6 protein-coding genes are annotated in these 11,772 nt (G+C 55.1%); 3 read left to right on the top strand and 3 right to left on the bottom strand.

What is annotated here, in order from left to right; all coding sequences use genetic code 11:
- The first annotated feature begins 649 nt into the window (after positions 1–649).
- Together J0A68_RS16495 and J0A68_RS16500 are read left to right on the top strand one after the other, a co-directional pair.
- Entirely contained in the window at positions 650–3,715 is a 3,066-nt protein-coding gene (locus J0A68_RS16495) for a SusC/RagA family TonB-linked outer membrane protein (RefSeq protein WP_206579331.1), read from the top strand.
- Between the two features lie 40 nt (positions 3,716–3,755).
- Positions 3,756–5,501: a RagB/SusD family nutrient uptake outer membrane protein gene (locus J0A68_RS16500; protein WP_206579332.1), complete on the top strand. Its 1,746-nt coding sequence runs from the start codon at positions 3,756–3,758 to the stop codon at positions 5,499–5,501.
- Between the two features lie 124 nt (positions 5,502–5,625).
- On the opposite strand, the gene J0A68_RS16505 is transcribed toward J0A68_RS16500, so the two are convergent.
- Together J0A68_RS16505 and J0A68_RS16510 are read right to left on the bottom strand one after the other, a co-directional pair.
- Positions 5,626–5,874, bottom strand: a complete 249-nt coding sequence (locus J0A68_RS16505) for a hypothetical protein (RefSeq protein ID WP_206579333.1) — start codon at positions 5,872–5,874, stop codon at positions 5,626–5,628.
- A gap of 252 nt (positions 5,875–6,126) precedes the next feature.
- Positions 6,127–7,242, bottom strand: a complete 1,116-nt coding sequence (locus tag J0A68_RS16510; RefSeq protein WP_206579334.1) for a phosphatidylinositol-specific phospholipase C1-like protein — start codon at positions 7,240–7,242, stop codon at positions 6,127–6,129.
- Between the two features lie 239 nt (positions 7,243–7,481).
- On the opposite strand from J0A68_RS16510, the gene J0A68_RS16515 reads away from it, so the two are divergent.
- A complete protein-coding gene (locus J0A68_RS16515; protein ID WP_206579335.1) occupies positions 7,482–9,299 on the top strand; it encodes an alkaline phosphatase in 1,818 nt (605 codons plus the stop codon).
- Here J0A68_RS16515 and J0A68_RS16520 read toward each other — a convergent pair.
- The gene (locus tag J0A68_RS16520; RefSeq protein WP_206579336.1) at positions 9,265–11,772 is read right to left on the bottom strand and encodes an OmpA family protein; all 2,508 of its coding nucleotides are present in this window, start codon (positions 11,770–11,772) and stop codon (positions 9,265–9,267) included. The genes J0A68_RS16515 and J0A68_RS16520 overlap by 35 nt on opposite strands.

Genomic DNA, 11,772 nt, shown 5'->3' on the forward strand with positions numbered 1-11,772 from the left:
CAAAAAAAAGCAGGGCGCAAGCAGCTAGGAGTCCTTTGAAAGCCCTCAGGCAGCCGAGTTGATTGCCTATACCTTAGAGCTATAGGTATTTATTGTCAGGTATGGGCTTGTCGTCCTACCACGTTTTGGGTATAGGGCACGTCGGGTGAGACTATCCAAACCAATTTACATTTTGTCCAAGGCGCGAAGGAATAGGAAAGAAGTCTAAACAAAGGTTAAAAAGGATAGAAGCGGAGGACGTATTGGCGGATATCGCCGGTGTCGGTGTTCGGTTCATCGGGAACTGGAACAAGTGATGGCTGACAACCGCTTCTTTTTCGGACTTAACGTTTTGCTAACCTACCTGCGAGCCCTTGCCGCCTTAGGTTCTTACTTTTTGCTGTGCTGGTCTGCTGGTTAACCTTCTCTTTTGCAGGATCTTATATTGTTTTCTGTTTGCTCGGGGCAAGTAACTGCCGGATTCACTTCCACAAAACAAGACTGGGTTAACGTTGTGTAAAGCCTCCTTTCCATAATTAATCCAAGGATAAACTTGCATTGATATTGGGCTCTTTTGGGTGCTGTAAGTTTGGACGAATAAAGAAGAGCCTACAAGAAGGCCTTTTTAAAGTGAGTTATTGAAATCATAGTTGTCCAACACTTTAATTTTATGCATTCAAATTTACAAGCATCCAAAATCCTCTGTGCTTCCGCATGTGTGGTCTTTTGGACGGGATTAGCCAATCCTTCCAGCCTCTTTGCCAAGGGTATGGAGGCAGGCCCGTCAGTAGCGGCTTTGACCGTGGCCCGGGCCTCCATCTCCGGTACGGTGACCGATGAGACCGGCGCTCCCATGCCGGGTGCCACCATCCGGGTAAAGGGTACCACCCTCGGTACCGTGACCGACATTGACGGCAAATTTTCCATAGAAGCGGCAGCTGGCGCGGTGCTGCAGATTTCCTACGTGGGCTACCTACAGCAGGAAGTGACCCTCGGCGGCCAGACCACTATCTCTGTGCAGCTGCTGCCGGACGCCACCCAGCTGGACGAGTTGGTAGTCGTGGGCTATGGTACCCAAAAGCGCTCCGATGTCACCGGGGCGATTGGCTCGGTCAAGAGCGAGGAGTTTAACAAAGGGGTGATCACCAATCCGGTGGACCTGCTGCAAGGCAAGATGGCCGGGGTAAACGTCACCTCCACCAGCGGTGAGCCCGGTGCAAACCAGGACGTGATCATCAGGGGGATAGGCAGCTTGCGGTCCGGTACGCAGCCACTCTATGTGCTGGACGGCTTTCTCTTGGACAATTCTGACAACGGCATCGCATCCAACCCCCTCACTTTCCTCAATCCAGACGACATCGAGAGCATAGACGTGCTGAAGGATGCCAGCGCCGCGGCCCTTTACGGATCCCGCGCGTCCAATGGTGTGGTGGTGATCACCACCAAAAAAGGCAAGGCTGGCACCAGCCAGATGAACTTTTCCGCTTCTACCGCTTGGTCTTCCCTTGCCAACCAGATCGACGTCTTTGGTGCGGACGAGTTTCGAAGACAGGTCGTGGCGGTAGGCGGAGCCTTGGAGGATTTTGGGGCAAATACCAACTGGCAGGATGAGCTGACCCAGGTGGGCTTTTCCGAGGACTTCAACTTTTCCATGAGCGGAGCCAACACGGAGAAGTTCTCTTACTTCACTTCCCTGGGCTATCAAAATCAGGAGGGCGTGCTGAAAAACAGCGAACTGGAGCGTTTTTCGGGCAAGTTGAACATGAACCAAAAGGCCTTCAACGGCCGGCTGATCGTGGACTACAACCTCACCGCTTCCCACACGGAAAACCTGCGGCCCAGCATCACCTCCACCATCAGCGACATGCTGTACCTCAATCCCACCATCGCCCCCTATACCAATGGTGAGCCTACCTTGCTCAATACCAATGCGCTAAACCCGCTGAAGCGCTACGAGCTCTACAGCGACCATGCGGCCAACAACCGTATTTTGGGAACTATCTCTCCTTCCTTTGAGATACTGGATGGACTTACCTACAAGCTGAACCTGGGCGTGGACTACTCCAGCACCAACCGGTACCAGCAGTACAAACCTTACACCGAGGTAATCAACGAATCCAACATCTCGGACGGTACCCTGGACGTGGGCATCAGCACCAATACCAACCAGCTGGTGGAAAACACCCTGACCTACAACTGGAACAACTACCAGCATAACGTCACTGTCTTGGTGGGGCATTCTTACCAGAAGTTTCTGGACGAGTACCGCGTGACTTCCGCGAGGGGATTTGCCGACAACAACATCGAGCCCCGCTATCAGGACCACAACAGCACCAGCGAGTACCCGACCACCGTCAATTCCTCTGCAGTGAGAAATGAGCTGCAATCCTTCTTTGGCAGGGTGAACTATACCTATGCGGACAAGTACCTGCTCACCGCGACGCTGAGGGCAGATGGATCGTCCAAGTTTGGGGAAAACAACAAATACGGGTATTTCCCCTCTTTTGCGTTGGGCTGGAACATGGCCAAGGAAGACTTCATGGCGGGTTCTGCTTTTGACAATTTGAAGCTTCGTGCGAGCTGGGGACAGACTGGTAACCAAGAGATTCCTTCCAAGATCACCAAGGCCAGCTATTCGGAAGACAGGCTGTCCACCGGTGGGGGAAGCTACAATACCTATCCCATCGATACCGACGCCACTTCCCTGGACGGCTATCCCTATGGCATCGTCTTCACCAGATTGGCCAATCCCGACCTGCAGTGGGAGGTCTCTACCCAGATCGACTTTGGGATTGACTTTGCCTTCTTTGAGAATCGCCTAAGCGGTACCCTGGACTACTTCAACAAGGTGTCCTCCAACATCCTGCTGGAAGTGGTGCCTGCCGATCCCGTACAGCCTACCTCCACCTACTGGGACAACATCGAGGATATGAAAATCCACAACAGCGGATTTGAGTTGGCCCTGGACTACAGCAGCCCTAGACAAAATGCCTTCTCCTACAGCATCGGGGGTAACTTCACTGTTATCCAAAACGAGGTCAGGGACTCTCCCTACTCGGTGCTGACCACCGGCGCTGCCCAGGGTGCGGGCCAGACCGGCGCTACGATCAACGGCTACATCAATGGCGAGCCCATCGGGGCGTTTTACATGCTGCAGTTTGACGGGATAGGGGAAGACGGCCTCAACCGATTCAAGGACATCAACGGAGACGGGCAGGTGCTGGACAACGACCGCAGCGTGGTCGGAAGCGCCATTCCCAAGTTCATCTACGGCTTCCACATGAACTTCAACTACAAGGCCTTCGACCTGGGCTTCAACTTCAACGGTACCTCGGGCAACAAGGTGTACAACCACACCGCCATGTCCCTTTTCACCAAAGCCCAACTCTCCAGGTCAAACAACACCACCGACTTTGCGGTGCAGTATCCCGAGGAGTCCTTCAACAACTCCAACACTGTCTCTACCCGGTTTCTGGAGAGCGGGTCATTCTTTAGGCTAAACAATGCCACGCTGGGCTACAACCTCGATACGGACCGCCTGGGCATCAGCAACGCATTCCAGAATATCCGCCTTTCCGTCACGGGACAAAACCTGTTTGTCATCACCGACTACTCTGGCTTTGACCCCGAGGTCAACACCGGCTCCACCTCCGCGGGCATCCAGACCTTTGGCATCGACCGCTTTACCTATCCGCGGGCGAGGACTTTCTCGGTCAACCTAAACCTGACCTTCTAAGCAAGGAGCTGATCAACCAATCATAGAAAACTACAATCAGATGAAAATCAATAAGTTTAACAAAATACTGCCGGTAGCTGCTTTTCTCTGCGCATTTCTGGCCTGCACCACGCTGGACGAGGAGGTGCTCGACGAGTCCCTGACCGGAACCGGCGAGGCAGAAGTAGTGAGCGGCTCCATCGCGCCCGTCTATGGCTTGCTCCGGCAGGTATGGATGCACACGGTGAATTTTGGGCTGCAGGAAGTGGCCTCCGACGAGGGCATCCTTCCTTACCGGGGAGGCACGGACTGGTTTGACGGAGGGAAGTTTATCGCCGTGCACCAGCACCTGATGACCCCTGGAAACAGCCTGGTGGGTGACGCCTGGACCTACATTACCCTAACCCTCTCGCGAGCGGTGCTGGCGGAAGAGCGCCTGCGTCTGGAGCTGGAAAACGGCAACTCCGCCGCCCAAGGCCCCCTCAACGAGATGATCGCCATGAAAGCCTACCTCAACATGCTCGCTCTGGACAACTGGGGCTTGGTCTTCAAAAAAGACGCTTCCAGCGACATGTCGGAGATCCTTCGGGGTCAAGAGGCGGTCTCCTACCTGGAGGGAGAGCTGCTCTCCGTGGTGGACCTCATTCCCGCAGACAAGGGAGCGGGCAGGCTCAACCGCTATGCGGTGGATGCCCTGCTGGCTCGGCTGTATCTGAACGCCGCGGTGTATCGCGATCCCTATGGCACCCCGCAGTTTAGCGCTGCCGATATGGACAAGGTGATCCTTTACACAGACAAGGTCATCAATGGCCCGTATGCCCTTTCTCCGGAGTACTTTGACATCTTCAGCGATGACAACGACACCAACTCGGAGATCATTTTTTCCCTTGACCAGAGAGGCGTACTACAGACCGAGCACAGCCGATGGGCCTATTGGTCTATCTCCGGCGACTTGGTGCCAAGACCTGAGTTTCCAAGTACCCGCGGTACGGACGCGGTGGCGGCCACTCCGGATTTTTACCAGACTTGGGTGGATGCCTACGGCAATGTGGATCCAGCCAAGGCGGATGCCCGCTTTTTCAAGGAAAACACCGTCATCCCAGAGCATCTGAAGGATCTGACCGGAGTCAATCCCACCAATGACGCCGACCACTACTACTGCGTGCTGGCGACCGAGTTTGAAATCGACCGGGGGATCCTCAGAAACGTGATCTGGGGGCCGAGAAAGGACGGCAGCGGCAACATCATGAAGTGCGAAGACGGCATGGTCAGAATCTATCCGGTGGTCAACCGCAGAAGCAGCGGGGCAAACATCCGCTACGTGGACCACACGCTGAAAGTGGACTTCAGCACCGAGGGCAGCCTGCACAATGCCGGATACCGCTTTTCCAAGTACCAGTTTAGCCACACGGCTCCGGACTGCTGCAACTTTAGCAGCGTGGACCTGGTGCTGATCCGCCTCGGCGAGATCTACCTGATGCGTGCGGAAGCCAAGCTGAGAAAAGGCGACGTGGCGGGAGCTCTGGCCGATGTGAACAAGCTGAGAACTTCCAGAAATGCCCGACCGGCACAGACTCCGGCGCCTTTGGGCAGCCTGGATCTGGACATCCTGTTCCGGGAAAGCGGCTTTGAGCTGTACTGGGAAGGACACCGTAGAGTTTACCAGATCCGCTACGGCAAGTACGAGGACTCCTGGACGGAAAAGACCGACTCCGACGTAAACAAAAGATTGTTCCCGATTCCGCAAAAAGCGATGGACGGCGCGTCCAGCGAAGCAGGATTTTTGGAGCAGAACCCCGGCTACTAAGAGCTGAGTCGCCTGTATAGGCAAAAGCCGGTGAGCACGACGCTCACCGGCTTTTTTGTTGCTGTTGTTTTTGGGAGGGGGAAAAGGGAAAACGAAGGTAATGCCTTGGGCTTCTGAGAAAGGATCAGCTGGTAGTCAGCTCCAGCAGGTGCTGCTTGCTGTACTCAAGGTAGTCCTCGCAAGCTGTGCTCGCGCTTTCCCAGCCGCCGGGATTTTGGTTTTCAAGCAGCCAGCGGTGCTCCATCCGGTATAGGTCAAAAAACTCGTTGATGTGGTCGGCTTCCGTGAGCGGGGCAGAGGCGCCGTCCCACTGGCTTGGCAGGTGACAGGAAGGCTGAAAAGCCGCTGCGGTGGGATTCAATACAAAGTGCATGGGATTGGTGGTTTGAAGTGTCTTTGATCCGATGGTGGTGCCAAAGGGAAGGGCGGGCCGAGGCGTTAATTCTGGTTTTTTGACCCAAGCCAAGCAGGTCTTCCTTTGATATTGGAGGTTACTTTTTATGATTATCCGCTTTTATGCCAGAAGGTAGCCGTGACAATCCGAAAGAACGGCAATACTGGGGCTTTGCCCTACTTCGGTCTTCGGTCTTCCAGCCTGTCTGCTCAGGCAGGCCCGATTGAAGAATCAAAATCGCTTACTGGTAAGATTCCGGATAATCATGTTGTTTTTCACCAAAACAGGGTTGGGTCTTTCATAGCCGCCCTCCCCGAAATCGACCCGATAGGAAGATTCGAAGAAAGTGGAAGGCTGGTAATAGTCCGTGGAAATCACCTGCGCGCCGGAGGCCTTGGCCTTTTCAAAGGTTCCGTAATCCTCGGCTCGCGCCTCTTTGGTGTCGGAGTCGGCGCGGGTTCGGATCAGGTAGCCTTTCCCGACCAAATCCCTGATGTATTCCTCGTCTTTCACCGCGTTGTTGATGATGCGAAATCCAGCGTTGGGGTTTCCTTCTTTTTTGTTGACAAAAAGCACGGCATCCCGCAGGTCTGGCTTGGCGCTGAGGTAGCGCTCGGTCTTTTCCTCGTTTTCGTCCAGTACAAAAAGAAACCTGCCCCTAACCTCGTCCAGGCTCGGCCAGTTTCCAGCCAGCACCGCGGCTTCCAGACTGGCAAACTCACCCCGAACCAGATCGGGCGTGATCAGCTTATCCATGCCGAGATGGGTTCGGATCTCCAGGTCTATGCTGTCCAGGGCCGAGGCAGTGAAGGGCAGCGTGGAGCGCGTGCCAGGGACTTGGCTGTCTTTGGCGTTGATCAGAACGAAGATCGGGGTGTGGTCGGGCTGCGCGTCGCTCCATTTTTTCAGCGCTGCCAGCGCATCCGCAAAGAGCAGGTAGTGCGACTGAAAGTCCAAGTCCTGCACGTGAAAGAGCTTCAGCCCGGCTTTGGCAAGTGCGTCGCTGGGATCGTAGTCGGGAAGCTTCCCACCGGCGCTTTGGATGATTTCCAGGCCTTTGGGATTGGAGTAGCGGCCTCCCTGTGGATCGTGGAATACGTCCAGCTCGAGATTCCTGAGCCCCAGGTCTAGTTGGGATTCCAAGGGAATGTGGGCGTAGGCGAGGCTTTGCGAGGCGGCGGGGTTGATTTTGGACAGGTAGTCGAGCAGCTCTGGCGCCATCTGGCTCTTGTAGCTGTTGTGGCTTCCGATGACTTGGATCTGGTTGAGTTTGAGGTCTTGGGCGGAAAGCGACAGTGGGCTGGCCAGGCAAAGGGCCAAGATTGCCAAGGATAGGGTGGTTTTCATGGTAGGCATATTGCTGGGTAATTTCCGTCTTTTTTGGGGCCAATCCGGAAATCCTTTGTCACCTTTCTGTTACGATTTGAAAAAGGAGGCGGCATGGGATGGTGGGGTAAGTGGCTTGTTTTTAGCCGGTTTTGAAAAGTGAGGGGTAAAGGCAAAGCCGGGCTTTATGAATATGTTAAGCCTCCACTTTCGAAGGGGAAAAGTGCTTCCAAATATTCCGGAATGGCCTATTTTTAGGCATGCAAAGATTCTTTTACAGCCTTTTGGCGCTGGTGCTGCTTTTGCCCTTTCAGGTTTTCGCGCAGCGATCCCAAGCCTTCCAGATCCATTCCCACAACGACTACCTGCAGACGGTGCCCTTTTGGACAGCCTACGCCGCCGGCGCCTCCTCCATCGAGGTGGACCTGATCCTGAAAGACGGGCAACTGATGGCTGCCCACGAGGCGGAGAGCATTGATCCCAAGCGGACGATCGGGAGCCTGTACCTGGATCCCATTGCCGAGGGGGTGAAGACCGGGCTGGTGTCCACGGCACAGTTTCATCTGCTGGTGGACCTGAAGACCGAGGCCTACTCCACCCTGGAAGTGCTGCTGAAAAGCATGGAGGACTACCGCGACGTACTTTTTGGCGCCGCCAATCCCCATGGCCTGAAGCTGATCATCTCCGGAAACCGGCCCAAGCCTAGCGACTATGGCAACTATCCGGAGTACATTTTTTTCGACTACCAAAGCAAGGAGCTGGGCAAGGAACTGCCTTGGAGCAAGATCGGGATGGTGAGCCTGAGCTTTCGGCAGTTTTCCGTTTGGAATGGAAAAGGGAGAATGGTGGAGGACGAGCGGAAAAGCTTGCAGGATTTCATAGACTTGGTCCACAGCTTCGACCGACCGGTGCGGTTTTGGGGCTCGCCGGACAGCAAGTCGGCCTGGAAGGCATTCCACGAGATGGGCGAGGACTACATCAATACCGACCGCCCCATGGAAGCTGCCGACTACCTGTCCCAGCTTCCGGAGAACGTTTACCAAAACAACAGCGTCCATGAAGTCTATCCCGCGCGGTTTGCCGGGGATGGGGCGGATGTGCCCGTGAAAAACGTCATCCTGATGATCGGGGACGGCAATGGCCTAGCGCAGATTTCTTCGGCGCTTTTCACCAACGGCAACCAGCTCAACCTGACCCAGCTGAAAAACATGGGCCTGGTCAAGACCCAAGCCGCAGATGACTTTACCACCGACTCCGCAGCGGGTGCCACCGCCTACGCCAGCGGCGAGAAAACCAACAACCGCGCAATTGGCGTTGACCCTGAAGGAAATGCCCTGGAAAACCTTCCAGATCTATTGGATGGCTTTGGCTTTTCCAGCGGGATTGTCACCACGGATCAGCTGACCGGCGCTACGCCAGCCTCCTTCTACGCCCATCATCCCGAGCGGGACGACGCAGAGCAGATCGCCGCCTACCTGCCCAAGAGCAAGCTGGACTTGTTCATTGGCGGGGGAGGGGACAGGTTTGGTGCTCAGTTGGGCGATTTGCAGCAGGCGGGATTTGAGCTGGTTGATGGATTTGGCTCCTGGGAAGCCGGTCGGGTCGGCTATTTTGTCGCGCCGGGATCGCTGCCGAAGGTGCTCGACGGCAGGGGAGATTACCTCCTAGAGGCCACCTCTTCTGCTTTGGGATTTTTGGAGAAAAAGGGTGTCCCCTTCTTCCTGATGGTGGAGGCCGCCAACATCGACTCAGGCGGCCATGAAAACAGCACCGGAATGATCGTGACGGAGATGCTGGACTTTGACCGGGTGATAGGCAGGGTGCTGCGGTTTGCCGATGAGCATCCGGGCACGCTGGTGATTGTCACTGCCGACCACGAGACTGGAGGCGTTTCGATTCCTCAAGGCGATATAGAGTCAAATACCGTCGAGCTGGCCTTCCACAGCGATGACCACACGGGAATTCTGGTGCCGATCTTTGCCTATGGCGCCCATTCCGGCGACTTTCGGGGCGTATACGAAAACACGGCCGTGTTTCACAAAATCATGGAGTTGGTGCGGAAGTACTATCGGGACTAGGCTTGGCAACGCTGCCGACCGGTTTTTCCCTAAACCTTACCTCTACCTTTCGGTCCGAATCCACCGAGCCTTTGGTTTTTCCCCGAATGATCAGTCCTCCCACATTTGAGCTGATCTTGGAGGCTTCTATCCCGATGGAAATCAAATGGTCACGGACCGCATTGACTCTTTTCTCGGAGATCTGGAGGTTGTAGGCGATACTCCCTGTGTTGTCGGCGTATCCTCTTAGATCCAGCTTCAAGTTTGGGAAGGCTTCTGCCAGCTCCTTCACCTCCTGTAGTTTTTCCTTTTCCTCATCGGTCAGCGTTGACTGGTTGATGCCAAAGTAAACCTCTATTTCGCTCAAGAGGGAATAGGTCAGGGAGTCGACCATCTTTTCGACAAAGACGGTGTCCGACTCAAGAAATACCGTGTCGGGCTGCACCTTCAGTCTGGGCTCGAGCACCAGCCGCTGGAGGCTGTCAATCAAGATGGAGTCGGCCTGGATCTGGCTGATCAGCAAAGAATCCACCGCAGCCTGCTCTTCGGCCCTTTTGCGCTTTCCTGAGCTTGAGATAGCCGCCGTGGTAGCGGCAGCCCCTCCCGCGATCAGGGCGCCCTTCAGCAGGTTGTTGTTCTTTTCCTCCAAGCTCTCCTGCTTTTGCCTGTTTTTTTGCACTTTTCTTCTGGTTTTTTCATCCACGGCGGCCAGGTCGGCGGGCGGGTTTTCAGCTGAAGTGGACTGGTAAGCGGCAGGCTGCGGGCTTGCGGCTATCGAAGCCAGTGAGGTGATGATGGCTGAGTCCCTTTCGGCTTGGCTTTGGAGCATTTCTGTCCTGAACTGGTCCATTTTCGCGTCGAAGTCCTCGCGGGTCATCAGCCCGGTGGTGTCGAGGGCCGCCGGGCTCGGCACGTTTGGGAGGACTTTGGCCGAGTCCAGGGCTTGCCGAGTGGAGTCCGCATTTTCCATCCGGTATGCGGAGCGCTGGACAGAGTCCTTGTCAGCGGCTTGGTCCTGAAGGTGGATTTCTGCATCGCCAGAACTCAAATACAGGATTTTGCCCATTTGACCGGGATAGATCAGCAGCTGATGAACCAGCTTTGCGGTGTCCGTGGGAACGATCAAGGTAGCTTTGGAAATGGAATCAAGCGAATCCTGCTTGGCTTGCAGCTGCGCATCCAGAAAGGTTAGGCTGGTGATGTTGCCCATGAGTACGGTGCGCTCGTTTTCCAGCGCTTGAATTCTGCTCTGCCTCACCGAATCGGTCAGCGTGCTGTCCTCGAGAGCCAAGCCAATGCTCGCTTCGATCCCCTCGATCTGCTCGGTCGCTTGTGCCACTCCCCGTTGGATTTCCTCTCTGTTCGTGGCAATCGAGTCTCTGAAAAGGGCCATCTCAGCCAATGCGGCGGAGTCTTGCGCAGAAGTCCCCTGAGGACTTGCCTTTTGCCATCCCGGAAGCTGGATGACGGTGAAGTAGTTTACTGTACCTTCCGAAGCGGGCTTTGGCGTTTCGGTGGAAATGGTGTCCACTGGGATGCTCTCTTTTTGGGAAAGTCTGGGCGGGACATACGTCAGCTGCTGGCTCATGGTAGGGGGAGTAAAGCTTTTCTTGTTTGCCCCAAAGCTGAATTTGATGCCAATGCCATGGTAGATGTACCAGTCAGGCTCGCCGTCAGGATTCCCCCGGTAAGGTTGGTCCACGGTGGGGACATTGGTGCCGGGAAGGGCTGCGTATTCCTGGAAGTCGTTGTCATAGCTGCTCCGGTACGTTCCGGATACATCGTCCAGATAGTCAGAAAAGGCCCTTTTGAAGTCGGATTGGGCAAATAGCTCCAGTCCTTTTCCCAGCCTGATCCTGAAGCCTAGGCCGACGTTTGTGTAAAACGACGATCTGGAATAGCCTCCAGCGACCTCCGTGTCCAAGTCGCTCAGCTTGGTTTCGAAAGTCCCGTCCGGAATCACAGAGGCGTTGCGGTAGTCGTAGCGTGAGCCATTCGCATCCAGCAGATCGCCAAAAACACTGAAGGACTGGTAGCCTGCGCCGAGGGTAAGGTAGGGCGCAAAAAAGGACCTGCCCGGCAGGAGCCAGTTGTTGTCAGGCTTCAGCACCAGGGACAAACCGGCATCGAGCAGCTTGGTTTGGAAGTTTAGCGCGCGGTCGAAATTTTCGCCATCGGCATACAAGGAGCCGTCATTTTCCACAAACCTATCTCCCGATCCAAACTGATAGCTGCCGGCAGAAAGCATCAGGCCGACGGAATTGCCAAGGGCATACTCGATCGAGCCCTGATAGGAAAGTCGCTCCGCATAGTGCTCGTATCGGTCGTAGAGCTTGGTGAAGTCTTTGAAGCTGTTGAGTCCCATGGGCTGGATGTCGCCGTAGTAGTTGGTGGTACCTGCGCTCAGTCCCACTCTCCATTTGTACCCGTATTGCTGGGCCACCAGGGGAGAGAGGACGCCAAATAAGAGGAGAAGAATAAACGATTTTTTCAT

The organism is Algoriphagus oliviformis, from assembly GCF_017254915.1.
Classification (GTDB): domain Bacteria; phylum Bacteroidota; class Bacteroidia; order Cytophagales; family Cyclobacteriaceae; genus Algoriphagus; species Algoriphagus oliviformis.

Coding starts and splice junctions, on each gene's coding strand:
- J0A68_RS16495 (WP_206579331.1), top strand. CDS start 650: ATGCATTCAAATTTACAAGCATCCAAAATCCTCTGTGCTTCCGCATGT.
- J0A68_RS16500 (WP_206579332.1), top strand. CDS start 3,756: ATGAAAATCAATAAGTTTAACAAAATACTGCCGGTAGCTGCTTTTCTC.
- J0A68_RS16505 (WP_206579333.1), bottom strand. CDS start 5,874: ATGCACTTTGTATTGAATCCCACCGCAGCGGCTTTTCAGCCTTCCTGT.
- J0A68_RS16510 (WP_206579334.1), bottom strand. CDS start 7,242: ATGAAAACCACCCTATCCTTGGCAATCTTGGCCCTTTGCCTGGCCAGC.
- J0A68_RS16515 (WP_206579335.1), top strand. CDS start 7,482: ATGCAAAGATTCTTTTACAGCCTTTTGGCGCTGGTGCTGCTTTTGCCC.
- J0A68_RS16520 (WP_206579336.1), bottom strand. CDS start 11,772: ATGAAAAAATCGTTTATTCTTCTCCTCTTATTTGGCGTCCTCTCTCCC.